26 protein-coding genes are annotated in these 25,598 nt (G+C 37.1%); 2 read left to right on the plus strand and 24 right to left on the minus strand.

Features of this window, described 5'->3' with window-relative positions:
* Positions 1 to 12: 12 nt before the first annotated feature.
* From OR571_RS15240 to OR571_RS15300, 13 genes are all read right to left on the minus strand, one after another.
* A complete protein-coding gene (locus tag OR571_RS15240) occupies positions 13 to 516 on the minus strand; it encodes a MarR family winged helix-turn-helix transcriptional regulator (protein WP_282243917.1) in 504 nt (167 codons plus the stop codon).
* 181 nt (positions 517 to 697) lie between these two features.
* Positions 698 to 973, minus strand: coding sequence for a DUF1450 domain-containing protein (locus tag OR571_RS15245; RefSeq protein WP_282243918.1), 276 nt, complete (start codon positions 971 to 973; stop codon positions 698 to 700).
* Positions 974 to 1,448: 475 nt separating this feature from the next.
* Entirely contained in the window at positions 1,449 to 2,693 is a 1,245-nt protein-coding gene (locus OR571_RS15250; protein WP_282243919.1) for a hypothetical protein, read from the minus strand.
* Entirely contained in the window at positions 2,683 to 3,222 is a 540-nt protein-coding gene (sigX, locus tag OR571_RS15255; protein ID WP_282243920.1) for an RNA polymerase sigma factor SigX, read from the minus strand. Before sigX ends, OR571_RS15250 begins: the two co-directional genes overlap by 11 nt.
* Before the next feature lie 52 nt (positions 3,223 to 3,274).
* On the minus strand, positions 3,275 to 5,053 hold the full coding sequence (locus OR571_RS15260) for an ATP-binding protein (RefSeq protein ID WP_282244208.1): 1,779 nt from the start codon (positions 5,051 to 5,053) through the stop codon (positions 3,275 to 3,277).
* A complete protein-coding gene (locus OR571_RS15265; protein ID WP_282243921.1) occupies positions 5,046 to 5,762 on the minus strand; it encodes a response regulator transcription factor in 717 nt (238 codons plus the stop codon). Before OR571_RS15265 ends, OR571_RS15260 begins: the two co-directional genes overlap by 8 nt.
* Before the next feature lie 170 nt (positions 5,763 to 5,932).
* Positions 5,933 to 7,111: a c-type cytochrome biogenesis protein CcsB gene (gene ccsB / locus OR571_RS15270; RefSeq protein ID WP_282243922.1), complete on the minus strand. Its 1,179-nt coding sequence runs from the start codon at positions 7,109 to 7,111 to the stop codon at positions 5,933 to 5,935.
* A gap of 3 nt (positions 7,112 to 7,114) precedes the next feature.
* On the minus strand, positions 7,115 to 8,764 hold the full coding sequence (gene resB, locus OR571_RS15275; RefSeq protein WP_282243923.1) for a cytochrome c biogenesis protein ResB: 1,650 nt from the start codon (positions 8,762 to 8,764) through the stop codon (positions 7,115 to 7,117).
* Between the two features lie 13 nt (positions 8,765 to 8,777).
* Complete coding sequence (gene resA, locus OR571_RS15280) at positions 8,778 to 9,314, minus strand: thiol-disulfide oxidoreductase ResA (protein ID WP_282243924.1); 537 nt, start codon at positions 9,312 to 9,314, stop codon at positions 8,778 to 8,780.
* Positions 9,315 to 9,412: 98 nt separating this feature from the next.
* Positions 9,413 to 10,147, minus strand: a complete 735-nt coding sequence (locus OR571_RS15285) for a pseudouridine synthase (RefSeq protein WP_142537244.1) — start codon at positions 10,145 to 10,147, stop codon at positions 9,413 to 9,415.
* Between the two features lie 601 nt (positions 10,148 to 10,748).
* Positions 10,749 to 11,687, minus strand: coding sequence for a D-alanyl-D-alanine carboxypeptidase family protein (locus OR571_RS15290; protein ID WP_282243927.1), 939 nt, complete (start codon positions 11,685 to 11,687; stop codon positions 10,749 to 10,751).
* Between the two features lie 73 nt (positions 11,688 to 11,760).
* Complete coding sequence (gene scpB / locus OR571_RS15295) at positions 11,761 to 12,348, minus strand: SMC-Scp complex subunit ScpB (RefSeq protein WP_481900398.1); 588 nt, start codon at positions 12,346 to 12,348, stop codon at positions 11,761 to 11,763.
* Entirely contained in the window at positions 12,320 to 13,099 is a 780-nt protein-coding gene (locus OR571_RS15300; RefSeq protein WP_282243929.1) for a segregation/condensation protein A, read from the minus strand. Before OR571_RS15300 ends, scpB begins: the two co-directional genes overlap by 29 nt.
* Positions 13,100 to 13,153: 54 nt before the next feature.
* On the opposite strand from OR571_RS15300, the gene OR571_RS15305 reads away from it, so the two are divergent.
* Positions 13,154 to 13,507, plus strand: a complete 354-nt coding sequence (locus tag OR571_RS15305) for a DUF309 domain-containing protein (RefSeq protein ID WP_282243931.1) — start codon at positions 13,154 to 13,156, stop codon at positions 13,505 to 13,507.
* Positions 13,507 to 13,659, plus strand: coding sequence for a hypothetical protein (locus tag OR571_RS15310; protein ID WP_282243933.1), 153 nt, complete (start codon positions 13,507 to 13,509; stop codon positions 13,657 to 13,659). The genes OR571_RS15305 and OR571_RS15310 overlap by 1 nt, the downstream gene beginning before the upstream one ends.
* Position 13,660: 1 nt before the next feature.
* On the opposite strand, the gene OR571_RS15315 is transcribed toward OR571_RS15310, so the two are convergent.
* The 11 genes from OR571_RS15315 to OR571_RS15365 form a co-directional block, all read right to left on the minus strand.
* Complete coding sequence (locus OR571_RS15315; RefSeq protein WP_142537249.1) at positions 13,661 to 14,020, minus strand: GNAT family N-acetyltransferase; 360 nt, start codon at positions 14,018 to 14,020, stop codon at positions 13,661 to 13,663.
* A 211-nt stretch (positions 14,021 to 14,231) separates the two neighbouring features.
* Positions 14,232 to 15,548 (minus strand): diaminopimelate decarboxylase, encoded by a 1,317-nt coding sequence (gene lysA, locus OR571_RS15320; protein WP_282243934.1) that lies wholly within the window; start codon positions 15,546 to 15,548, stop codon positions 14,232 to 14,234.
* Between the two features lie 69 nt (positions 15,549 to 15,617).
* Positions 15,618 to 17,036, minus strand: a complete 1,419-nt coding sequence (locus tag OR571_RS15325) for a spore germination protein (RefSeq protein ID WP_282244212.1) — start codon at positions 17,034 to 17,036, stop codon at positions 15,618 to 15,620.
* 26 nt (positions 17,037 to 17,062) lie between these two features.
* A complete protein-coding gene (locus OR571_RS15330) occupies positions 17,063 to 17,851 on the minus strand; it encodes a SigF/SigG family RNA polymerase sporulation sigma factor (protein WP_373287579.1) in 789 nt (262 codons plus the stop codon).
* Positions 17,851 to 18,297 carry an anti-sigma F factor gene (gene spoIIAB, locus OR571_RS15335; protein ID WP_142537251.1) on the minus strand — a complete coding sequence of 149 codons (447 nt, stop codon included), beginning with the start codon at positions 18,295 to 18,297 and terminating at the stop codon, positions 17,851 to 17,853. Before spoIIAB ends, OR571_RS15330 begins: the two co-directional genes overlap by 1 nt.
* A complete protein-coding gene (locus OR571_RS15340; protein ID WP_142537252.1) occupies positions 18,287 to 18,643 on the minus strand; it encodes an STAS domain-containing protein in 357 nt (118 codons plus the stop codon). The genes spoIIAB and OR571_RS15340 overlap by 11 nt, the downstream gene beginning before the upstream one ends.
* 1,095 nt (positions 18,644 to 19,738) lie before the next feature.
* Positions 19,739 to 21,028 carry a thymidine phosphorylase gene (locus tag OR571_RS15345; protein ID WP_282243937.1) on the minus strand — a complete coding sequence of 430 codons (1,290 nt, stop codon included), beginning with the start codon at positions 21,026 to 21,028 and terminating at the stop codon, positions 19,739 to 19,741.
* Between the two features lie 20 nt (positions 21,029 to 21,048).
* Positions 21,049 to 22,227 carry a phosphopentomutase gene (deoB, locus tag OR571_RS15350; protein WP_282243940.1) on the minus strand — a complete coding sequence of 393 codons (1,179 nt, stop codon included), beginning with the start codon at positions 22,225 to 22,227 and terminating at the stop codon, positions 21,049 to 21,051.
* A gap of 222 nt (positions 22,228 to 22,449) precedes the next feature.
* A complete protein-coding gene (locus tag OR571_RS15355; RefSeq protein WP_282243942.1) occupies positions 22,450 to 23,628 on the minus strand; it encodes a glycosyltransferase family 4 protein in 1,179 nt (392 codons plus the stop codon).
* 97 nt (positions 23,629 to 23,725) lie between these two features.
* Positions 23,726 to 24,727: an LTA glycolipid anchor biosynthesis glycosyltransferase, IagA/BgsA family gene (locus OR571_RS15360; RefSeq protein WP_282243945.1), complete on the minus strand. Its 1,002-nt coding sequence runs from the start codon at positions 24,725 to 24,727 to the stop codon at positions 23,726 to 23,728.
* Positions 24,728 to 24,750: 23 nt separating this feature from the next.
* A complete protein-coding gene (locus tag OR571_RS15365; RefSeq protein WP_282243947.1) occupies positions 24,751 to 25,368 on the minus strand; it encodes a TVP38/TMEM64 family protein in 618 nt (205 codons plus the stop codon).
* Positions 25,369 to 25,598: the final 230 nt, after the last annotated feature.

A 25,598-nucleotide genomic window follows, 5' to 3' on the forward strand; every position in this document is an offset into this window, starting at 1 on the left:
CACTTATAAATGTTATTTCCCACGTTTGTCCTTTTCGGAGAAGTATAAGATGTCGATGAAATTGTGGTTATCCATACCCTCAGCAAGCATTTTTTCTTTAACCGCTGAAACTAACAATTTCATTCCTTTCTCCACCGCTTCCTGTTCGCTAGGATCTAAAAGATCTAATACTGCAACCAGTGACTGATTTGTCAGTTCCGCGATACTTTCATCAATATCTTCAGCCAATCTAGGAGACAACGAAATATCTACTAGGCGTTTATCCTTTTGATTTGGCGTTTTTACTAGTAATTTTTTAGCTATTAGCCTATCTACAATATCTGAAACTGTACTTTGCGTCATTTTCAAATTTTGAGACAGTTGCTTAATGCTAACGGTTTTATGGGCATATACGTCACCGATTACCCTTATTTGTGGAATCGTTACTCCATGCTCCTCCGCAGTTTTCTGTAGACTTTTCATCGTATATTTATGGAGAAAATCAATAGACTCTCCTATAAACTCAGCTCTTTTCAAAATTAAATCCCCTTTCACAATTAAATCGCACACGATACATCGTGCACGATTTATTTTATTTTAATAAGTTTACTTTGTCAATAAAGAAGCAAGCAAAAAATAGCGCCCACCTATTAAACGGGGAGCGCTAGTATTGTAGATTTTAAGTATATATAATATGATGACACTTAGTTTCGTATATTTAATAAATGATCGAATTTTGTTCTAACTCCTCATCAATTTTCTCTAATAATTCCGGAGCACTATCTGCACACAATACTTCCCCATTTACGATTGCATAATAGCCAATATCACAAACTTCACATTGTGAATTGCAACCTACCTCGTTAAGTTCAATATCCTCACGATTTAATAATGTATCAATCTCTTCACTATCATAAATTCGATTTGACACACATAACTCTATTTGGTTTTTAAATTGTGGTTGTTGTGATTTTTGAAATAGCTTTTTAAACATCCCTACACCTCTTTATATTTTATCTACTCAATTTTAAAATTCATTTCTTGTAGAATAAATACGACTATTGAATGAGATAAGCTTATCATTATTCAGCTAATATTAATCAACCCGTTGAATACCGGTTTCTAAACTCATTATCTATAATAAAAACCATCCATATTTTTATGGATGGTTTTGGTTTGGACTGACTTAAAATAGAAGGGCCACCCCATTATCACCTAATGTAAAGTAGCTCGCTACACTATTTTCTTGTTGATGGTTAAGAGCAACCATTCCTTAATATAAAGAGTTTACTTGAAGTGAGACACAGATAAATACCACACAGTATCTCTATAACACGTACTCCCCAAAAATGACATATCTGATATTAATTGAAAAAAGTTATCAGATGTCTAATTTCCACAAATACTTAAGCATAGAAAAATGCGTGGAAGAAATGACCAGGTCACCCTTCCACGCATTCAAAACAAAATTATTCACTCATAATAAACCCATTCGGTCCAAGCGGTACTGGTAAAGGTTTTGTTAAATCGAATTCTGCCCACTGCTCTTGTACTACATGTTCAAGCATTACTTCTTCACCGAAGCTTGCAGCTGTTAGAGCAAATGCTTCGATTAACCTCGTTGCTGCAAACTGATCTAACGCTTCTAAATCGAGTTGCTCATTAAAACGGACGACTGGTATACCATTCTGCTCCGAATATGAGTATGAAACATTGGAAGGAATAACCGATGTATAAAAATCATTTTCTACATCATTCATTGCCAGCAACGCTTCAGAAAGCGAGTTATACGTATTTCCAAAACTAGGAGTTAAATAATCATCGCCGTTACTTGCATGATAGATATAATAATTGTAGTGACCTGAAGAACCAGGCAACTTCCTCGGCTCCTTTTTCTCACCGGCTTGATCCCACTCTATTGTCGTACCGTCTTCATTTACGGGTAAAATAGAATCAAAATCAGTAAATATTTCATTCAATGATTGCTCATAAGTTGTCGTAGACCCTGATGCTCTATCGTATCCATGGTCCTTAGGTAGATAATGCTTTAACACATTTCCTTCCACTACGAAATATCCTTTATACGGATGATACTCCATAAACCCCAATGCTTCTTCATCAATCTGAGCTGCATATCGTTCATACAACTGCAAACTGGTTGGTGCTCCAGCTGGGAAATCTGCTTCCATACGTTCTTTTGGAATAATGATTGAAATAGGAATGGTTAATGCATTCTCTACTAATGAAAAATGGAAAACGGTACCTCCATTTATATTATCTTCATAAACAGAAGTTGTTTTATGGAGTGGGATCAACTCTATAGGAGTATCCAGCATCTTCGTCATGGCCGTCATTTCATTTGCCTGTTGGGGCGCTGCATCTTCTTCCGTTACTGTTTTGTTTTCTTCTTTTGCGTCCATAGTTCTTAGATTCTCTGATTGTTCAGTGCTGTCGTTGGACATCGATTTTTCTTCTTGGTTCGTATAGGAAGAAACAAGGAATGTTAAGAGGAGAATCGCTGCAACGGAAACTATAAAAGGCATCCATTTTGAAAATGACATGACTATTGTTTTTCTTTTTTCTTCTTTGACTTGAGCTTCTATTTCCATTTTTACCCGATTATACACCTCTTCTTTGGAACGATGATCTGTAAATTTGGGCATATTTTGTAGAAGCTCATCAATTGATGACTCTTCTTTTTTTCTATCGCTCATGATGAACTGTACCCTCCTTTTCTTGCACAGATAATCGTTCTCGAAGTGCTTTGATCGCACGATGTTGCGTTGTCTTCACTTTCCCTTCTGTCCAACTTAATACTTGTGCTGTTTCTGCTATGGAAAGCTCTTGAAAATAACGCATAATGATGACCATTTTTTGATCACCTGTGCAATCGTCAAGAGCTACGAGTAATGCTTTCATTTCATCATTAAGCTGTACCGAATCCTCTGGTAGCATTTCGTTTGATGTGAGCTGCATTGTCTCCCAATCAAATGATTCAAATAATCTTTTCTTGCGCACTGCTTGTTTCCTAAAATGATCAATCGCCACATTTTTGGCGATGGAAAATAACCAAGTTTTTTCCGAACTCTTTCCTTCGAATTTACTATAAGCCCTTATTACCCGTACATATACTTCTTGGACCAAGTCTTCCGCAGTTTGCCTATTTTTCACTAAATAAATAAGAAACTGAAAAACGTCTTGATGATAACTATCATACAAGCGGTGGAAAACGGAGTCATTCATAAGCTCCCCCCGTTCTTCTAATTAGTCGTTTCATGTACCGTTTTGTTTCACTTTATTCGCTTAAAGGTAATTTAATAATGAATGTTGTTCCCACCTCAACTTCACTTTCTACGGATAAACTACCGTCATGCCGTTCGACAATATTTTTGGCAATCGCAAGTCCAAGACCTGTTCCACTTTTCCCTCTAGTTCTCGCTTTATCCGCTTTATAAAAACGTTCGAACACATATGGTAAATCTTCTTTTGGAATCCCATATCCAGTGTCTTTTACTTGAATTACTATCTGCCCGGCTGTTTTAGATAAGTTTACCGTCACTGAGCCGTCTTTAGGAGTATGTCGAAGGGCATTATCGATTAAATTAGTAAGTACTTGTTCCATTCGATCCTCATCCAGTTGCAAATGAATACTCTCTGATAATGTATGCTCAAAATATAGACCGATATTTTTTTCTTTAGCAATTTGATCAAATTTTTGCGTAATACGCTCAATTGTTGGCACGACAGAAACGTCTTCCTTATAAATGCTTAGGTAACCCGATTCTAAACGTGCTAAATCTAGTAATTCTGTTACTAATCTTCCCATTCGTTTAGATTCGTCATAAATAACGCGAATCATTTCATTTTTGTCTTCTTCGGTTGTTACTACGTCATCAATAATCGCTTCACTATACCCTTGAAGCATCGAAATAGGTGTTCTTAGCTCGTGGGAAACATTTGCGATAAAGTCTGAACGCATTTTATCTAAACGGTGCTGCTCGGTCATATCTCGCAAAACAACAACTGCACCTCGGACCGCTTCTTTACTGTAAAGAAGGCTGATAGAAACGGAAAAATAGGAGCCTTTTATTTCTAATTCTTCATCAATCTCTTCTTCTAAATGAAATACATGGTCAAGCAAGTGGTATAACTCTGCTGGCAGGTTAGAGTTGTCTGCTGTTTCATTGTTTGCATACCACTTTTGAATCAGCTGATCGGCTTGTGGATTACTAACAAGAATGGTCAAATCTTTATTAAATGTGATAACCGCATCTGTCATAGACGTAAGAATACTTGAAAGCTGTTCTTTTTCCTGGCTGATCACTTCTACATGGTGTTTTAGCTGACTTCCCATTCGATTAAACGCAGAACTCAGCTCACCAATTTCATCCCTTTGTACATAAGTAACTTTCGTTTCGAAATTTCCTTTTGCAAGCTCGGATGCTGCTTCTCGCATCGATCTAAGAGGAGCGGTAATTCTGGAAGATAAGAAGAATGAGAACATGGTCGTAAGTAATAATGCAATAAATCCAGATAAAAAGACAATGCGCGTAGTATGATTGGAAGTCTTATTAACTACTTCTAAGCTTTGATAAATAAAGACCGCACCGTGTATTTCCTTATCGGATTCTAAAGGAGAGGCAAGGATAATATAGTTCTCCATTCTATCTTCCTCGGACATGGAAGGCATAAGCATCTTTTTAATAATCGTGTTATTTGCTGTATAGATATTCGCTAGGTCTTCATCTTTTAATAATTTTTCTTGAAAAACCTCTTTGTTTAACCCTTCATGTACCGATAAAAATACAGACTCCGGATTTCGTACGATTAAAGCACTTGTTTCTGCTCCAAGAATATTTTGAATAATTTGCATGGAGTCTTCTATTTGATCGTATTGCTGCACTATTTTCCCTATTGTTGCAGCTTCCTGTCTAAGCGACTCCTCCGCTTGTTCTGTATGGAAGTTTTCCAAAAACTCTAACATTAAGACAGTGACGATAAACAGCACAAATAAGACGAGAAGCAATATGGTTAACCATAGCTTCCCGACAACACTATTCCAAATTCTATTCATTGATAACTTCAAACTTGTAGCCTACCCCCCACACAGTCACAATCATCTTCGCAGACTTTTCAGATACTCTATTTAACTTTTCGCGTAATCGTTTTACATGTGTGTCGACCGTTCTTAAATCACCAAAGAAATCATAATGCCATACTTCTTTTAATAACTGCTCTCGATCAAATACTTTATCAGGCGCCTTTGCTAAAAAGTATAGTAGTTCATATTCTTTTGGTGTCAAACTCACTTCCACACCATCAGCAGTAACACGATGTGCATCATGATCGATTGTAAGATGCGGGAATACAACGATATCTTTTGATGTGGACAGGCCTTGTACAGGTGAAAGTGCAGCTGATCGTTTTAAAAGTGCCTTCACACGGAGCACCACTTCTCTTGGGCTAAAAGGTTTCACTATATAGTCGTCTGCTCCCAGTTCAAAGCCTTCTACACGGTTAGCCTCTTCCCCTTTTGCTGTTAACAAAATGATAGGAGTTTCTTTATGTGTGCGTAACTCTGTCATCGTTTCTATCCCGTCTTTTTCGGGCATCATAATATCTAATAGGATGCAATTATAATCATATTCTAGCGCAAGTTGTAGAGCGACTTCTCCATTCTCTGCTTCTTCTACTTCATAGCCTTCTCTTTCTAAATACATTTTCAATAAACGACGGATTCTTTCCTCATCGTCCACTACTAATAGTTTAATCATTTCAGACATAATATCAGACCCTTCTATCAACTTCTAATCTATATTGTACAATTAGTATCACCAAATGGAAAGAAAAGCCCTTACCTCTTTAATGGGAGATAAGAGCTTTTCAATTAGTTTAGCTTTCTCACATAGTTTACTGACAATACTCTACTTCCATAGGTACCTACGCTTTCTTATTAAGCATATGAATGAAGTCCAGCAATAATCAGGTTAACCGCTACTAAGTTGAACATGATGATGATAAACCCGATTAATGCCAACCATGCAGATTTCTTCCCTTCCCACCCTTTTGATAAACGAAGGTGAAGGAATGCTGCATAGAATAGCCAAGTAATAAGCGCCCAAACTTCTTTTGGATCCCAGCCCCAAAATCTAGACCAAGCTTCATGTGCCCAAATCATCGCGAAAATAAGTGCTCCTAGAGTGAAAACAGGGAAACCGATCAATACCGAACGATAACCGATTTCATCCATAAATTGAGAGTTCGCTTTTTTCGTAAATGGTTGTAAAACTGCTGCAATTCGTTTTCTCAAGATTAAACGAAGCAAGATATATAATATGGTTCCAAAGATAACAGACCATGTTACGATAGTCAGTTTTTTCGCATTTACTAGAGGCGGCATCTCCATTAACGGTTGCATTCTATTTTCGGTAATAGCTTCCGACTCATTCATCCCAAAAATTGGTGGCATATGATATTCCATTTTTAATACTTGTTCTTCCTTATTTACATAGTTAAATTCTGCTTTATAACCTGCTAATGTGAAAGAAGTTGTAGCCACAATAAAACCTAATACTAATACAACTACAAACATAACGGCCTCAATCCAAAATCGTTGCTTTGACTTTTTAGTCATATCAATATTTTTAAGCAAATAGATTAGACCTGCCACCGCACTAATCGCTAATATTGCTTCTCCGAGTGCCGCAGTTATAACGTGAACCGTTAACCAATAGCTTTTAAGCGCCGGTATTAATGGCGTAATTTCTTTTGGAAACATACTCGCATAACCAATGATGATGATAGCAATCGGCAATGCAAAAAGTCCAAGTGCTGTAATTCTATAAATAAAGTAAATTAAAATAAACGCACCAACAACCAACATTCCAAAAGCGGTTGTAAACTCAAACAAGTTACTGACAGGAGCATGTCCAGCTGCTATCCAACGAGTGATAAAGTAACCAATATTGGATAAAAATCCGATAATTGTAACAGTAATGGCTAATTTACCCCAGCGTTCATAAGATTTCGAAGCTTTAGAGCTCGAACTCTTTACAGCGCCTCCAAATAAAAAGGTTGCTACTAAATACGCAACGAACGCAATAAATAATAAAGTACTACTTACTTCTACCATTAATTAAACCCCTTCCTCTTTCTCCGCTTTAGAATCCTCATCTTGTTGATCTTCGTATTTCGGAAGATTTGCAACTTCAGAAACTGCATCCATATCTTTCTTGATGCTGAGCCAGTTTTTATTCGTATGCGCTGCAACTACGACTTGCCCATCCTCTAATTGCTGTATCCAAATACGTCGATGATTCCAATACGACCCCTGTGCTACCCCAATCATGAAGATAACACCGCCAAGCATAAGAATAGGAAGTGTTAAATCTTTACGAACAGTTAAACCAGAAACGTCTCTAGTTTCGACACTTTGGAAAGCAAGTTTATGTTGATTTTCTCCAAGCGGTTCCAGCGTTTCTTTAATCATTACAAAGCTTGTTTCTCCTTTTGGAAACTCCGGAGTATACATTTTCACTAGAAATGCTGGATTGTTAGGAAGCGGTGATTGAGATTGTGGCACTCCATCTTCAAATCCAGTAAAATCTGCGTAGTAATCTAAAATTTCCACTTTGGCGTCTTCTGATAATTCATAGACCGGTTTTGGATCCGCCAAATTAATCGTAAACTCACCGAAGCTTTCGGCTGTTTCTTTATCTTGCAGTTGGAATGTCATAGATGCCAATTCATCTAAGCGAAAATCCATTTGGAAAACAGAAAAATTGTCAAACTTCAGCGGTTTATTCACTTGAATAGCCGCTTCTTTTTCAAAAGTTAAATCATCTAAATGGCCAGCAACTGCTCCTTCTGGTCCTTTATGTAATACGACATTTGTTTGATAATTTTTAGCAATAGTTCCAACACGATCAATAGCATCTCCAAATACTTCTTCCGATTCTTCCTTTGAATATGTTTCATAGATAAATTCTTTACTTTCTAAGAAGTAACCTTCCGTTTTTGGAATATATAGCGTTTCTCCTTCACGTAACCACATCGTCTCATCGACATAAAAACCTGGTAACGCACGAAGCATGACACCAAATAAGAACAAAATAAGACCTAAATGATTAATATAAGGACCCCAACGAGAGAAGCGACCTCTTTCAGCGAGTAACGCATTACCTTCGCGTTTCACGTTATAACGCATAGTCTTTAGCTTTTCTTCCGCTTTTTTAATAGATTCTTCCCCATTTTCGATGTTTCCAATCCCATAAATGCGTTGACGTTTCAAAAAGCTAAAATGTCTCTTCGTTTTTTGTTTCTTGAGGGATTTATAAAGTGGAATAACCCGATCTAGACTCGCGATGATCAAGGAAATCCCGAGCATCCCAATAAGCCCTTGGAACCACCAAGAACTATATAAGTCCGACAATCCTAACTTATAATATAATGTTCCAAATGTGCCGTAAATTCGTTCATAGTAAGCAGCTATATCTTCTTCCGTTGTCGCCGGAACGTAAAAAACCTGCGGAAGGATGGTTCCGATTGATGCAGCAACAAGAATAAGGACAATTAGCCACACACCGACTTTGACACTCGAAAAGAAGTTCCATACTTTATCTATAATCGTTTTATTGTATGTTTGGGAACGTCTTGCCGAGCCTTCATAACGCATATCTACTAATTTCTTCTCTGCTGTCTCTTTATTTAATGGTCGTCCACAGCTTTCACATAACAATGTCCCAGCCGGGTTCACATTACCACATGTACAAACTATCTTGTCCATCTATAAAACTCCTTTAGGATGGTTTAATTTGCTCCATAAAATCTGCAATATCCTGCTCCGTCATTTCCCCTTTTATGATTTTTTCAATCCGGCCATCCGGATTTATCAAAAAAGTAGTTGGTAAAGGGGCAATATTATAAGACTGCATTACACTCTTATTTTGGTCTATTGCAATAGGAAACGTTAAACCATGACTATTTTTAAAGCTATTCACCTTTAATTGGGATTCTCCGATGTTAATAGCTAGTGTTTGAACACCTTGATCTTTATAGACATGATATTGGTTGTCCATTGCGGGCATTTCCGTTGCACATGGTTTACACCAAGTACCCCAAAAGTTTAAGAAAACGCCTTCACCTTTGTAGTCAGAAAGTCGATGTTCGTTCCCTTCCAAATCCACTAAAGCAAAATCAGGTGCTTTGTCCCCTTCACGAAGGACAGCATTTTTTTCTTTCGTTACGTTTGAGTATATTGTAAAGACGATGGCTATCGTCAGTACTGCTAAAATAGCAGTTCGAATATAAAATCTTTTCTTTTTAGATTGCGCCATCATTGCTCCTCCATTCCTAAGCATCGTCGACATATATTATACCAAAATATACATTTTAAAATGGACCGACATTTGAATGGTTTGTGAACATTCAAGTATTAGTTACCTATTTTTCCAGTTTCAGCTAAAACGCGTAATTGCTTAATTTCATGCGTTGTTAGCTCTCTCCATTCACCGGCATTTAAACCATGTAATGTTAAAAACCCAAATCGTTCCCGTTTTAACTTTTGGACCGGAAAACCGATTGCATCGAACATACGACGAACTTGTCTATTTTTACCTTCATGAATAGTTATTTCGACAATCGCTTTATTTGTTTTTCGCTCACTCGATAATAATTTAACTCGTGCAGGTGCAGTCTTTCCATCTTCTAATACTACTCCGCGTTCCAAGGGTCTTAATTGTTCTTTCAATGGAATTCCTTTTACTCTTGCGACATAAGTTTTGTCTACTTTAAATTTAGGATGCGTTAGAGCATACGAAAAGTCTCCGTCATTTGTTAGGAGTAGCAATCCAGAGGTTTCATAATCTAATCTTCCGACCGGATATAGTCGCTCTTTTACATGTGGCAATAAATCAGTAACCGTTTTTCTGCCTTTATCATCTGTAACTGCAGAAATAACGCCTCTTGGTTTATAAAGTAAGTAGTATACTTTTTGTTCTTTTTCGAGTTTTACCCCTTCTACTTCCACTGTATCCGAATTCGAAACTTTTGTACCAAGCTCTGTCACAACTTTCCCATTCACTTTTACTTTTCCTTGGAGAATCAATTCTTCTGCTTTTCTTCTAGAAGCGACACCTGCGTGTGCTAATACTTTTTGTAGTCTTTCCAATTCTTTCACCTCGTCCAATCTTTCCATACATATGAGTGAATTATGTCACACTTTTAGACAAAATAAAAGAAGACAGTCTTTTAGAAAAACTGTCTTCCATATTGATCCAATATAGAGAGTGTTATACACAATGCCGGTTTCCCAATAGCGTACATCCAATAAATGGCTAAGAGCAACCAATTGGGTATTGAAAGCAACTAGTTTTAGTCTTAAAGCAACCAATTCAGCACGAGAGCAACCAGATTACTCGTAAAAGCAACGGATTATCCGACATTACGTTACAAATCGCTAACTTATCAATACCGATCCGCTAAGGAATGGGTATTTAATCTGGTTCCCCCTCTCGTGCATCCAGTAAATGGCTAAGAGCAACCAAATTACTCATGAAAGCAACCAATTCGTCAAATACCAGGTTTACTTGGGCTGAGATAAAGACGTTTCTGGTTCATTTTCTTATTCGTTGCGCAGATGCCTCCGAATGTTGCGCATATGTACATTAACGTTGCGAGTAACCTATGCTAAGTTGCTCTTTTATTAATAGACATATGTGATCACAAACAAGGGGGTGTGACAAAGTCACACCCCCAAATAGTAAAGCCGTTTAATTAATTTTGTTCACACTAAATCGCAAGGCAATTTGATCGTCGATTGTTACATTCCATAAATATGGATTGGTTGCTGTTGTTTTTCGGGGGATTAGTAAAACGTTTTTTAGTTTTTTTCGTTCTTCCTTACTTAACAATAGATATTGATCGTCTTCCACTTCAATGACTTCTTTTTGAAACACTCGATACTTGCCTTTTTTCACGACTTTCACAGAATCATAGTTGGCAAATACTTGTTCAGCAAGCGAAGTATGATATGCCCAGTCATTGGAGTGATTCAAAGTTACGACTACAATTTCTTTGTCATCTTCTTTGAAATAAGTAACAAGCGTTCTTCCTGCTCTTTTCGTGTATCCTGTTTTACCAGCGATCGCTATTTCTTTATCATGTATTAAGCGATGCTTATTACTCCAACGAACATTTCGCTCTTTCGGTTGAAAGCTTTTCGCTGAGGAAATTTCTTTAAATTGCTCGTTTTGAAGCGCTAGTCGAAACATGTTTGCCATATCATAGGCAGATGCAAAATGGTCATCGCTATGGAGTCCCGAAGGATTTGTAAAATGGGAGTTCTTTAACCCTGCCACTTGAAATTTTTCATTCATCAGATGTGTAAAACCATCTATGGAACCACCTACATGTTCTGCTAATGCGTACGCTGCATCATTTCCGGACTGGAGCATAAGCCCATGCAATAAGGAATTCACTGTCCACACTTCGCCAGGCTTTAAATATAAAGAGGAACCTTCTTGTGTGGCAGCGGCTTGGGAGATGGTGATTTCATCCTCTAAAGAAGCATTGTCCAAAACCGTTAAGGCAGTCCATACTTTCGTCAAACTTGCTATTGGTAATTCCTCATACTCATTACTACCTTCTAACAGTCTCCCCGTTTGTACATCAATTACAGCATAGGAAGAGGAAGCTTCTACGTTCCCCACTTGCCAAAATAGAAAAAACAGAAAAAATAAAGTTATTTTTTTATAAATAAAAATACTCCTCTTTAAATTATTTCTATCCTTCAAATGTTTCTTGAAACTTGGTTAAGAACAAGTCCGAGTCTTCCATCTCATCCACCGAGATATCTTCTGGAAGCGGAGGTAATGCACGAATATCCTGTAATCCAAAGTATTGAAGAAATTCCGTTGTTGTTCCATACAATATAGCTCTCCCTGTACCATCTGCACGCCCAACTTCTTTCACCAGGCCTTTTAAGGATAACGTATGTATTGGTCGTTCTGATTTTACCCCTCGTATCTCTTCAATTTCTACTCTTGTAATTGGTTGTTTATATGCAATGATCGCTAAAACTTCGAGTGATGCCTGCGATAGAGATTGTGTAGTAGGGTTTTCTACTAGCTTTTGAATACTATTTGCATTTCCTTGCTTGGTCACTAATTGGAAAGTACCAGCAAGCTGCTTAATCTCAATTCCTCGGTCTTCACTTTTTTCATATGCCTCCATCATCGCTTCAAGCGTTACGGAAATTTGTTCTTCTGTTTCATTTGTTAAAAAAGCTAATTGTTTTTTCGTTAAGCCATCTTCCCCACTTACAAACAATAGACTTTCAATATTACTCATCAATTTCATCTTCGAATTCACTTTCTAAATCTTCCTTTCGCAAAAGAACAAATAAATCATCAAAATTGTTATTTTGCTCTACTTGCACAATTTGGCGTTTCATAAGCTCTAAAATGGATAAAAATGTCGTCACGATCGTGGTTTTATCCCTTGTTGGAAACAGCTCATAAAAAGATAGCCTACCTTTGTTTTGCTTTAAGGTTGAAATAACGCTTTTCATTTGATCTTTGATCGATATTTCTTGTTTACTTACTCGTGTGTGTAGTGGTGCATTCAACTGTTTTCTACGTAGCATTTTTTGGAATGCACCAAGCATGTCGTATACATTTACGTCATGCTCAAACAAAGCAAGCTGCTTACTATTTTGCAATTCACTTAAATCTGTTGGTGGTCTTGTGTAAAATAGATTACGAGTTTCCTCCATTTCTTGCAAACTAACTGCCGCTTCTTTGTATTTCTTGTATTCTATTAGCTTTAGTACTAACTCGTCCCTTGGGTCATTTACATTAATATCAAAATCATCTTCCATCTCATCATCTTGATGGATAGGAAGAAGCATTTTACTTTTAATAGATAGTAGTGTAGCTGCCATTACTAAATATTCACTAGCTTCATTTAGCTCCAAAACACTCATTGCATGCACATGCTCCATATATTGTGCTGTGATTTCCGCCATTTTAATATCATATATATCTATTTCCAAACGATTTATTAAATGTAATAATAAATCAAGGGGTCCTTCAAATGCTTCTGTTTTTACTTCATAAGACATATTACTCCACCTATTATCGGTTTTTAACATCATTATAGAGGAAAGGTGATTACATTGCATCCTACATTCCATCCTAATTTTGTCCAATTTATAAAAGAATTTAATGGTACGAAAGATTATTTTGAGTGCCATGAACTACTAGAAGACTACTGGAAGGAAGTTCCGCAAGCCGGTAAAAATCACCCACTAACAGCGTTCATCCTATTGTCCACATCTATGTACCACTGGCGTAGGGGCAATATTACGGGAGCGATTAAAACAATGAATGGAAGTATAAAACGATTCGTCGAAACTTCTCCATCTGTCTATTATGATACAATCAACTACACTAAACTTATGCAAGATACTACCCATTCTATTAGTTTATTGAAAGAAAAAAAGCATTTCAGCAATTTACGATTGAACTAATGAATGAGCAATTAGAAAGATTAGTTGATGCACTTGGAATAACAACTGAAGAGGATTTACACTTTCTTACTCATAAGCATATGCTCAGAGACCGTTCCGAAATACTAATCGAGCGAGAAAGACAGAAAAAAAGAAGAGATGACTTAAAATAAGTCAATCCTCTTCTTTTTCTATTTGGCATTTTTCGAAGAAAGACTTAATCTCTTCGGTTGGTTGGATAGACGATGTATGTAAAATTGATGGGAGACTTTGAAGCATTTGTTTCCCAACACCTTCCCCGCGATGAGACGGATTGACGGAAAGATGCTGAATAATTCCATCTGTATTATTCATCCGAACGCCAACTAATCCTACTAAATCCTCACCTTTTTTCCATAAAAACAAATGCCAATCTGGATTCGTTTCATACATGTGTATCGTTTCTAGTAACTTTTTTACGTCTTTTTCATGAGGCATAAATGATAGAAGACCCATAGAAATTTTTTCGAATGCTTTTTTATACCGTAGCAACATAGTTAAAACCCTCTTTTAGTTTCATCACTTCTAGAAAATAGGAAGACTCTCATAAAATAAGATTAAAATGATCATTATAATCGTACACGACTTTTGGTCAAATTACAAATCAGCATTTGGTGCTATAAAGATCCAATATATTACTCCCCATACAATTCCTATTATTAATAACATGAGAAATAACATACGATTCGTTTTTTTCAACTTACCTTCACTCCTTTTCCATCGTTAGAGGAAGGTCAAGATGAACAATATCTTCTAGTGTTTCTCTTCTAACAGCTAATTGATGCTTTCCATTTTCCACAAACACAACAGCAGGTCTAGTTAAGCGATTGTAATTACTTGCCATGGCATATCCATAAGCACCGGTACAGAACATCGCTAAAATATCTCCTGGCTCTGCTTTTGGTAATGTAATATGTTCAATCAGCTTATCCCCTGATTCACAACATTTACCAGCAATAGTATACGTTTCGTCTGCTTTTTCATCCAGTTTATTTGCAATTACTGCATCGTATAGTGCACCATATAGGGCAGGACGAATATTATCCGACATTCCACCGTCTACAGCCAAATAGTTTCGAACGTCCGGTACTTCTTTTTGGGAACCAATTGTATATAAAGAAGTTCCTGCATCCCCAACAAGCGAACGACCTGGTTCGATCCAAATTTCAGGCATTGCAAAATCTGTTTCAGCAATTAGACCTTTTACGACCATGATCATCTCTTTTACATATACAGAAGGTTCAAGTGGCGCATCTTCTTTTGTATACCTAATCCCAAAGCCGCCGCCTAAATTTAATACGGTACACTCAAAATCATAATCCTGATGCCATTCAATCATTTTTTTGATCAATTTTTCTGCAGCGACTTTAAATCCGATAGTTTCAAAAATTTGAGACCCAATATGACAATGAAGGCCGAGCAATTGAATATAATCATCCTGATACACTTGTCCAAAAGCAAGGTCTGCTTGTCCATTCATCAAATCGAAACCAAATTTAGAATCTTGCTGTCCAGTTGTAATATAGTCATGAGTATGTGCTTCTACTCCTGGAGTGACGCGTAAAAGAATGTTTACTTTTTGGTTCAGTTCTGTAGTTAGTTGTTTTAATAACTCGATTTCATAGAAGTTATCTACAACTATACAGCCGATATTATGTTCAATAGCTAGTAATAATTCTTCTTTACTTTTATTGTTTCCATGAAAATGGATTCGTTCTACTGGAAAACCGGCTTTAATCGCTGTATATAACTCTCCGCTAGAAACTACATCAAGTGACAAATTTTCTTGTTTCATTACTTGATACATTGCCACACTAGAAAAAGCTTTACTCGCATAAGCAACTTGCGCAGGTACATTTTGTTCTTGGAATGTTTGGATAAATGCACGTGCACGTTCTCTTATGAGCGACAAATCATATACAAACAAAGGTGTTCCATATGTTTTTGCTAATTCTAGGCTGTCGATTCCACCTAGTACTAAATGTCCTTTTTCATTTACTGCATGTGTTGATACCGTCACCAATTAAATCGCCTCTTTTCCTCTTTCGCTATAGAAACTTTACCACATTAAAAGAGGATATTGCAATGGCATTCATGACCGCTTGCGATCGTACGATCTAGTGATAAACGGACGCTTTGCATCCACTGGCATAGGGAAACGGACTAGTATTCGCATAAATGCTTTTGGAAAAAATGGCATTAACGGCCATAAATAAGGCACATTCAAAGGTCTTAAAGACCCTACATAGAAAAGCAAGATGACCAGCGCGATAAAAAATCCATTTGCCCCTAAAAGTGCCGTACAGACTAATATAAATGTTCGAAAAATTTTCGTTGAAATACTTAGTTCATACGAAGGAATAGCAAACGTAAAGATCGCTGTAACCGCCGTATACAAAATTACCTCTGGGACAAACAATCCAACATCTACCGCCATTTGACCGATGACTAATGCCGCAATAATCCCCATCGCTGTCGATAACGGAGTAGGAGTATGAATGGCAGCAAGCCTCAAGAATTCAATCCCCACATCAGCGAAAATTATTTGCAGAAAGAGTGGAATTTCCCCGGTTTCTTTCGGTCCAAAAAAATCAAGGGCTTTCGGCAAAAACTCTGGATGCTTCGAAAGCAAATACCAAAAAGGAAGTAAAAATAAGCTTAACAAAACACCTGCCAAACGAATCCAACGTACCAGTGTACCGATTAAAGGAGCTTGCCGATATTCTTCTGCATGCTGCAAATGGTGAAAAATCGTCGTTGGCACAATAATAGCAGATGGAGATGTATCCACAACAACGACGATATGCCCTTCCAACAAATGTGCAGCTGCAATATCGGGTCTTTCCGTATATCGCACAAAGGGCAATGGATGGAATCCTTGCTTAAACAGCCATTCTTCCAGTGCTTTATCAGTCATTGTAAAGCCATCATGCTTTATTTGGTTTAGCCTATCTCTGATTTGTTTTAAATTATCCTCATTGGCAATGCCTTTGATATACGATATTGCAATGTCTGTTTGACCTAAAGTTGATACTTGATGTAGTTCAAACTTTAAATCTGGGTCCCGAATTCTTCTTCGAATAAGCGCAGTATTTTGTACGATATTTTCCGTAAATCCATCCCTTGAACCTCTTACTACTTTTTCGTTGTCCGGTTCTTCCGGATTTCTTCCTGGATAGGACCGGACATCGATTGTATAAACAGAACCATTATTTAAAATGAATGTTACTTGTCCACTGAGTAACGCTACTAGCCATTTCTCTTTAGAATCGTACTGGGTAATCGAATAATATGGAAAATAATGTTCAATAATATTATTTTCGTCGACTGTCCCCTCTTGTATTTCAACCTGCGCATTCGTTAGTAACTCTGTCAGAACCATGCCATCCACTAATCCATTAATATACACAAGGAGTACAGGAAACTCATACAAATGCGTATGCAAAGTGCCAAAATCGTACGATTCGTTTACACCGAATTTTTCTTTTAAGTACGATTCTGCTTCAGACATACTTGAAAATAAAGGTTTCGTTTCAATCACCTATCTTTTGCTTTTGATTGCTCTTCAAAGCCAGCTGGAACTAGCCATAACTTAAGCTGGCTTAATATTTTCTTTTCGAGTCGTGATACTTGTACTTGCGAAATACCAAGTCGTTCGGCAATATCACTCTGTGTACAGTCTAGGTAATATCGCAAATAAATAATCATTTGTTCTCGTTTATCTAATTTTTCCACTAGCTCTCTCAGTGGAATATGGTCAAATGACTTCTCCGAGCGTTCATCTTTCATTTGATCCATTAATGTAAGTGCATCTCCACTATCATTTTCATACAACTGCTCTTGTAAGGATGCAGGATCTCTTAATGCATCGGTAGCCATGACAATTTCTTCTCTCGATACTTCTAAAATACCTGCTAGTTCAAGAATCGTTGGTTGACGTTCATGCTTTTTCAGAAAATCATCTGTTGCATGACGAATTTTAAAATTTAACTCCCGTATAGAACGACTGATCTTCACCATTCCATCATCTCTTAAAAACCGCTGAATTTCTCCAATAATCATAGGAACTGCATACGTAGAAAACTTTACTTCATACGCCAAATCAAATTTATCCACTGATTTCATCAGGCCGATACAACCAATTTGAAACAAATCCTCTAAGTCGGCTCCACGTGAAGCAAAGCGCTGCACGATTGACCAAACTAACCGAGTATTCCCTTCGATCATTTGCTGTCTTGCCTGTTTGTCACCAGCTTGTGATAAGGCAATGAGTTCTCTCATTTTTTCTTGGGTTAATAAAGCCGATGTCGTCTTATTATTCATCATTAGACAATCCTGCTAGATTCTTGAATTGGCACAAATCGCTTCGTTATAGTTACAGTCGTCCCCCTATCAGGAATTGAGTATATTTCCACATCGTCACTGAAGCTTTCCATAATGGTGAACCCCATTCCAGAACGCTCCTGCTCCGGTTTTGTTGTAAAAAGTGGCTCCCGAGCTTGACTTACATCTCGAATTCCGCGTCCATAATCCACAATGGATACAATAATTTCTCTATCTATCCGTTGTGCATGAATTTCAATTTTTCCTACTCCATCCTCTTCATATCCATGTACAATGGCATTCGTTACCGCTTCAGAAATAACTGTTTTAAATTCAGATAACTCCTCGATTGTCGGATCAATTGCTGCGATAAAACTGGACATTACCATTCTCGCTAATGCTTCATTCTCACTTTTTGCTATAAAAGATAGTGTGATCTCATTGTCCATAAACAATTCCCCCTAACTTTGACATAATTTCAATTTCTGATTCGTTATAAATGTAGGGACTTAATCCTGCAAACTGAAAAATTTTCTTCATCGTCGGTGAAGGATTGACGATGATGGTTTGTCCTTCGATTGGCGCAAGCTCACGCATTCTTCCGAGAATAAGCCCTATGCCTGAACTATCCATAAAATTTAAATCTTTTAAATTCCAAACTAATACTTTAATAGACCCATTTTTAATCAGTGGCACTATTTCATTGCGAATATCTGTCGTACTATGATGATCTAATTCACCTTTTAATCGAATAATAATAATTTCTTCTCCAACTCTTTCTACTTCATGAATCATAAAATCGCCTCCTCTAATAGCGCAATTCTACATGAACAGATGTTATTCCTTGCGCTTGACAAAAGTAGAAGAAATGATATCTTATTAGTCGATTTTCGACAAAGGGCTGCTCCTTATAAGTATGGGAAGCTTTCGTATTTTTTAATCAAAAAATAGGCATCTCGTAAAAGTTTTTATAAACCTTTAGAGATGCCTATATGATTACTTGAATATGGCTTGAACATAGGGTTGTAATGTACAACAGAGAGAGATGAAAAATCTTGAGAAGTATTATAGAGAAACTACTACGTAGGAAATTTTATTAGGTAACCGCTAGGATTTTCTCTTCAGGAGGACGCTTTCCGCGGGCATTGCTTCAACCTCCTCGTCGCTTCGCTCCTGAGGGTCTTCAGCTCATGCTATTCCCGCTGGATCGCCTCCTTTCGCTACAATCCATTAAGGATAACGCTATCTAATTAGTCTCACTATTTAACAAATCAACCTTCTTCAGAGGTTTTCCGCTTATAAAATACCAATAAATAGTGTAATGAGACATAATATGTTGTGAAGACGACAAACTAGCCTCTGAACGCGACAAAGTCATACTTGAACACGACAAAACACAGTGCAAACACGACAAAAGCCAAGCAAGCGGAAGCTTTTTGTAAAGTAATCCAAAATAATATCCATAAATATGGACATTTCATTCAAAGTAAACTTGTGTTCTGAGGCAATGATTGCTCTCAGGGGTAATCTAGTTTCTTTCAGACTAGAGCTAGTTGCTCTCATCAGTCGTTTGGTTGCCTTAGACTAGAACTGGTTGCTATTGACAACTCTTTAATTGCCCTTGTCCTTTTTTTTGGAAATTACTATTTTGATGAAGGGATTTAGTGCGGCTGCGCTCGCACTCGGAAAGCGAAGCACCGCCGTGCTAAATAAAAGCGGAGTCTTCATTCAATTCACTACAGTGCAGTTACCCCTGTAAAATGTGTACGCAATTTTTGCTAGCCTTATCGTTGTTATTTGTAAAATATTTTTATGATTGATAATACCCAATGTATTTTTTCTACAAAAAAAACAGCCAAATTTATATATTTGGCTGCTTACTAATGTATATTACATGATCTTCAATATAGACTGATTTTTCACTGGTTCAGCATCTGTTATAGAATAAGCTTCCTCGATCAATCGAACAGACTCTTCCACCGCATCTTTGTTAGAATACAGAACTGCTAGTGTATCGCCTTTTTTAACTGATTGCCCATTAAGTGCCACCAATTTAACCCCAGCGTCGAAGTCTAATACATCCGCTTTTGTTAAGCGACCTGCTCCTACTAAAAGAGAAGCTTTTCCGATTAATTCCGCGTCAATCAAGCTAATATACCCATCTTTGGCAGCTTTCACTTCGATCTCATGTTTTGTAGTTTTTGCATGAACATCCGAAGCATCTCCGCCTTGAGCAGTAATAAATTCTTCTAATTTCGCTAGTGCCGCACCATTAGAAAGTGTCTCTAACACTTTTCGCTCTGCAATTTCATCACTCACATCCGTTGCAAGTTGATACATTTTAGAAGAAATCGCTATTGTAACATCTAATAAGCCTTGTTCGCTTTCTTTGTAGTTATTTAAGAAATCATAGGCTTCCGCTACTTCTAGCTTATTCCCGATATTATGACCAAGCGGCTGGTTCATATCAGTGATAACTACTGCTACTTTTCTACCTAGACTTTCACCGATTTGAATCATTGTTTTAGCCAACTCGGATGCATGTTCTAAATCCTTCATAAATGCGCCTTTACCACATTTTACGTCAAGTACGATCCCATCCGCACCACTCGCTATTTTCTTACTCATAATGGAAGAAGCGATTAAAGGAATGCTGTCGACTGTTCCTGTCACATCTCGTAAAGCGTACAATTTTTTATCCGCTGGTGTTAAATTGCCTGATTGACCGACAATCGCAATTTTATGTTCATTTACTTGTTTAATAAATTCATCCGCTTCCAATTCTACATGAAAGCCTTCAATAGATTCTAACTTATCCACTGTGCCTCCAGTTATTCCAAGCCCTCTACCACTCATTTTAGCAATAGGAATATCTAGGGATGCTAAAATAGGCGCGACAAGTAAACTTACTTTATCGCCAATCCCACCTGTACTATGCTTATCCACTTTAAATCCTTCAATACTGGAAAGATCAATAACATCGCCTGATTCCACCATTGCCTTTGTTAACCAAGCTGTCTCATTTTCATCCATTCCATTGATGAGAATTGCCATAAGCATTGAACTCATTTGATAATCTGGCACCTCATCTTTAGTATATTTCGTGATCATATAGTTAATTTCTTCTTCTGTAAGTGAATGGTTGCGTTTTTTCTTATCTATTAATTCAAGCATATTCATGTGTTTTCCCGCCTTAACATTTATTTTAATAAAGATAAAAAGCTTTCCCCAAATGCAGTTTTAGCAACTCCAAAGTTTTCAGCAATCGTTGCGCCAATATCCGCAAACGTCATGCGGATTGGAAGCTCTTTCATTTCTTTTAATGCCGGAGAGTAAACAGTTAACGGAACAAATTCGCGTGTATGATCCGTACCTGGCATTGTTGGGTCATTCCCATGGTCCGCAGTTATGATAAGTAAATCTTCCTCAGTTAACTTAGGCAATACTTCTTTTAAACGTGCATCGAATTCTTCTAGCGCTTTCCCATATCCAATTGGATCACGACGGTGTCCAAAAGAAGCATCAAAATCTACTAAATTTAAGAAACTAATGCCAGTAAAATCTTTATCTAATGTCGCGATAAACTTATCCATACCGTCCATATTATCCGTTGTACGTTCAGTAGCCGTAATTCCTTCTGCATTAAAAATGTCATAAATTTTCCCGATTGCCAAGACATCTAGTCCTGCATCCTGTAATTCATTCATCGCTGTGCGGCCAAAAGGTTTTAATGCATAATCATGACGATTCGACGTTCTAGCAAAATTTCCAGGCTGTCCGATAAATGGACGCGCAATCACTCGACCGACTAAAAATTCCTCAGAAAGCGTCAATTCTCTTGCCACTTCACAAATATGATAAAGTTCCTCTAAAGGAACAATTTCTTCGTGTGCAGCAATTTGTAAAACAGGATCTGCTGAAGTGTAAACGATGATTGCGCCAGTTTTCATATGCTCTTCGCCTAGTTCATCTAAAATAGCTGTACCACTCGCTGGTTTATTACCAATTACTTTTCGACCTATTTTTTCTTCTAAAGCCGAGATTAGTTCTTGTGGGAATCCATTTGGGTATACTTTAAAAGGCTTATCAATGTTCAGCCCCATAATCTCCCAATGTCCTGTCATTGTATCTTTCCCAACAGAGGCTTCTTGCATTTTTCCAAAATATGCAGTTGGATGTTCTACTCGTTCAATCCCTTGAATCGTGTCGATATTGCCAAGTCCAAGCTTTTGCATCTCCGGCATATGAAGGCCATTCATTTTCTCTGCAATATGTCCTAAAGTATGTGATCCTACATCCCCGAAAGCAGCGGCATCAGGTGCCTCGCCGATACCAACGGAGTCCATTACGATAACATGAATACGTTTGAATTTGCTCATTTTTTTGCCTCCTACTATTTTCTTCTAGTTTACCAAAAATTTCAGGAATGTACAGGTCAGACCTCTGACTTATTTTATTATTTGTTGTGTACCTATTATAACAATAGTTGAAAACAAAACGAAATAAACAGCCAGTCCCCCAGTAAAATAAAATACTGGATGACTGGCTGTACAATATTTAAGAACATCTTGCATCTAAAAAAATCCGCATATCATTTCCTATTACGAGACATGGTACAATTTCTTATGCTCATCAAGTAAACCTTCGTACATAGCCTCAATTGCCTGTGCAAAATAAGTAGCTGAATATCTTTCAACTGACTGGATTGCTCCTAGCGATAAACGTTCTTTTTTACTTTCACTATCTAAAATACGATCGATAGACTGGACAAAATCTTCCGTTCCATAAAAAACATAGCCGTTCACATCGTTTTGTAATACCCCGTCTAAACAACGATCCGCTTTTGCCACTATCGGTAGCGCAGATGCTAATGCTTCAATATAAGTAAGTCCTTGTGTCTCACTTTGTGAGGCACTTATAAAAACATCACCTAACTGATAATATATGCCGATTTCATCCCAAGGTCTTTCTCCTATAAAGAGCGTTTGTTTATCGATCCCCAACTGCTTTGTTAGTTCTTCTAAATTGTTTCTTTCTGGGCCGTCACCAACAAGTACAAATTTCACACTTGCATTTTCGGCTAAATAGCATTTCAACGATAGCAATAGTTCCGCAATATTTTTTTCTTCTGATATTCTTCCAATGTACAGTAGCACTTGGTCGTCGGCTTCTATTTCTAAATCGGCGCGTAAATTTTGTACTGTCGCGGATTTTTTATTAACATTGGCGAATTTATTAAGCTCAATGCCTGTTGGCACAACAAATATCGGTCGCTCTACATTGTAAACGAACAATAAATCCCTTACCTTTTCGGTTGGAACAATCACTCGATCGACTGAGTTACAAAAGTTAGCACTTATTTTTCGCGCTGTATTTTTTGCTATGAAATCTAGCATTCTAAACTTTACAATATAATGCGTATAATCCTCATATATCGTATGGTAGGTGTGTAGCAAAGGTATATGAAATTTCCTAGCCATTGCCCTTCCGAAAATGCCTAACGAAAATTCGGTATGTGTATGAATAATATCCAACTCTAATGATTTAATAAAGCGCACTAATCGAGGATGGTAAAACATTCCTAAGCGTCTTGCACTTGCAAATGGAATACTCGGCATTCGATATACATTTTTCTCATTATTGCTTGCTTTTGGATCAGTTGTGGTAAAAACGTATACTTCATGGCCAAACATTTCAAGATTTTCTTTAAGTATGAGAACAGAATTTGCGACCCCATTGATTTGAGGATAAAATGTATCGGAAAAAAGACCAATTTTCATCTTCCTTACACCTTCTTCTTGACTGATAGCTAAAGTATAAAGTTGAAATGTAAAGCATAATCGAATACTATTTATCTTTTTTGTAAATTCATCCAAACTAATGCATAAGTAGCTTTCTATATTCATTGCCTAGTTGCTGTCCTATTGTTTTAATATCTCTTTCTACCACTACTGCATAACCGCCTTCTACTAAAGATGGCAACTCTTTATCCAATATCCCTATTATTATTTGTTTAAATTGCTCCAGAATATTAGCTTTGTATACATGCTCCTGATCACGAAGCCAATCTTGATAAATTGGAATATCTCGGATTAAAACTGGTAGCTTCATAGCCAACGCTTCCAACAAAACAATTCCCTCGGTTTCTTCATGTGTAAGAAACAAAAACAAATCACTTCCACTGTATGCATCTCTCAGTTCTTCTCTACTTACATAACCAGGGAAATGTAAGTTTGGCAATTGTGTCTCTACCGCTTTTTTTACACTGTTAGATACTGTATTTAAATTCGTGTACCCAAACCACATAAATGTATATTCAGGCAGCAATCTTGCAAGTTTCACAAAATCTACTATCCCTTTTCTCTCGATAAATAGGCCTACTGAAACAATCACTTTATCCGTTTCTTTTAATTGATATTTTTCTCTGAAGCGTTTGCTATACTCCTCACGTTTTGAAAAATAGTCTAAATCGATTCCATTTGATATATGGACAATTGGCTTCTTTAAACCATAACCTTCTAGCAATCTTTTAGAATAGCTTGTCGGTGTGATGATCAAATCTCCGCTGTCATAACATCTCATAAGCCACTTTTTAAACAAAGGTGCTACTAAATTGGAGCCACGGAAAGAGTTTTTAAAATCTTCCTCCGTAGAATGAGCGTGGTATACGACCATCTTGCCGCGAGCCCTAGCAGCTTTACTCATCAATAGAGAGCTTGGAAAAACAGTATTAATATGAACAATATCAAAATCTTCTAGATGATCCATCGTATAAGGAATATTATTTTCTTCTAAAGCTTTCTGTTGATGATAGATGGCTCTCCCGACACCACTTTTTTCGACCAGCCTCAAATTTTTAGCATACAATAGAACCTTCATAAGCTACCTCGTCTTTTGAATTTTTAATTCATAAAGTCCATCAAATACTGTATTACCGCTGCCATTCCTAAACTATAAATTGTAATTGGTATGGGCTTTCCTAATAAAATGATAACCATGAATTTGCGCAGCTTCATCTTCGTTAAACCTGCGATATAACAAAGCAAATCATCTGGTGCAACTGGGAATAATATAGCATAGACGAACATTCGTTCAAATCTTTTCCCTTTATTGACCCACTCTATATATTTTTCATATGATTTTTCGCGTACAACACCCTTCACAAACTGTCTACCATATCGTTTGGCAAGTATAAAAACGATCATCGAACCTATGCAAATACCAATATAGTTATATAATAATCCTAACCACGGCCCAAAAATAATAACCCCAGCAACACAACCAATTGCACCAGGCAATATCGGAATAATCACTTGAATAATTTGGATCAATATAAATACAATTGGAGCCCAAATACCAAAGCTAACGATATAATCTCTAAATACTTTGGTTGAGGTAAATAACCCATTCATATATCCATGGATAACAAAAATCCCAACAGAAAGCAAACCGAGACAAGTACAAAAGTTCATGAAATGATTAGTTAAGTTTTTCCGTTCTTTAGCTTTTAACACTTCCATCGGACTGCCTCCTCTGGCCAACATGATGCTCGTTAAGACAGCATCGAAGTGGTTGTTCTTAGCCTCTGTTCCTTAGCTCACTCCTAAGGCTCTTTCACTCATCTTTACATTATATTCGTTGAATGTGCCTCAAAGTATCACAGTATCGTTAAAGTATTATGATGTTTTATGGCAAGAATTTACGGAACTTTAATATTCATGGGGGAAAAGGTAATGAACTGTAAATCAGA

It is taken from the genome of Psychrobacillus sp. NEAU-3TGS, assembly GCF_029955155.1.
GTDB lineage: Bacteria > Bacillota > Bacilli > Bacillales_A > Planococcaceae > Psychrobacillus.

What these genes read in the sequence shown, in the direction of transcription:
- OR571_RS15315 (WP_142537249.1), bottom strand. Translation starts at nt 14,020, where the DNA reads ATGTTGCTACGGTATAAAAAAGCATTCGAAAAAATTTCTATGGGTCTT.
- OR571_RS15325 (WP_282244212.1), bottom strand. Translation starts at nt 17,036, where the DNA reads ATGTCTGAAGCAGAATCGTACTTAAAAGAAAAATTCGGTGTAAACGAA.
- OR571_RS15355 (WP_282243942.1), bottom strand. Translation starts at nt 23,628, where the DNA reads ATGAAAATTGGTCTTTTTTCCGATACATTTTATCCTCAAATCAATGGG.
- OR571_RS15310 (WP_282243933.1), top strand. Translation starts at nt 13,507, where the DNA reads ATGAATGAGCAATTAGAAAGATTAGTTGATGCACTTGGAATAACAACT.
- OR571_RS15360 (WP_282243945.1), bottom strand. Translation starts at nt 24,727, where the DNA reads ATGAAGGTTCTATTGTATGCTAAAAATTTGAGGCTGGTCGAAAAAAGT.
- OR571_RS15260 (WP_282244208.1), bottom strand. Translation starts at nt 5,053, where the DNA reads ATGAATAGAATTTGGAATAGTGTTGTCGGGAAGCTATGGTTAACCATA.
- deoB (WP_282243940.1), bottom strand. Translation starts at nt 22,227, where the DNA reads ATGAGCAAATTCAAACGTATTCATGTTATCGTAATGGACTCCGTTGGT.
- OR571_RS15345 (WP_282243937.1), bottom strand. Translation starts at nt 21,028, where the DNA reads ATGAATATGCTTGAATTAATAGATAAGAAAAAACGCAACCATTCACTT.
- OR571_RS15330 (WP_373287579.1), bottom strand. Translation starts at nt 17,851, where the DNA reads ATGATGAATAATAAGACGACATCGGCTTTATTAACCCAAGAAAAAATG.
- OR571_RS15365 (WP_282243947.1), bottom strand. Translation starts at nt 25,368, where the DNA reads ATGGAAGTGTTAAAAGCTAAAGAACGGAAAAACTTAACTAATCATTTC.
- OR571_RS15340 (WP_142537252.1), bottom strand. Translation starts at nt 18,643, where the DNA reads ATGATTCATGAAGTAGAAAGAGTTGGAGAAGAAATTATTATTATTCGA.
- resB (WP_282243923.1), bottom strand. Translation starts at nt 8,764, where the DNA reads ATGGACAAGATAGTTTGTACATGTGGTAATGTGAACCCGGCTGGGACA.
- ccsB (WP_282243922.1), bottom strand. Translation starts at nt 7,111, where the DNA reads ATGGTAGAAGTAAGTAGTACTTTATTATTTATTGCGTTCGTTGCGTAT.
- OR571_RS15250 (WP_282243919.1), bottom strand. Translation starts at nt 2,693, where the DNA reads ATGAGCGATAGAAAAAAAGAAGAGTCATCAATTGATGAGCTTCTACAA.
- OR571_RS15300 (WP_282243929.1), bottom strand. Translation starts at nt 13,099, where the DNA reads ATGTCTTATGAAGTAAAAACAGAAGCATTTGAAGGACCCCTTGATTTA.
- resA (WP_282243924.1), bottom strand. Translation starts at nt 9,314, where the DNA reads ATGGCGCAATCTAAAAAGAAAAGATTTTATATTCGAACTGCTATTTTA.
- OR571_RS15265 (WP_282243921.1), bottom strand. Translation starts at nt 5,762, where the DNA reads ATGTCTGAAATGATTAAACTATTAGTAGTGGACGATGAGGAAAGAATC.
- OR571_RS15245 (WP_282243918.1), bottom strand. Translation starts at nt 973, where the DNA reads ATGTTTAAAAAGCTATTTCAAAAATCACAACAACCACAATTTAAAAAC.
- sigX (WP_282243920.1), bottom strand. Translation starts at nt 3,222, where the DNA reads ATGAATGACTCCGTTTTCCACCGCTTGTATGATAGTTATCATCAAGAC.
- spoIIAB (WP_142537251.1), bottom strand. Translation starts at nt 18,297, where the DNA reads ATGGACAATGAGATCACACTATCTTTTATAGCAAAAAGTGAGAATGAA.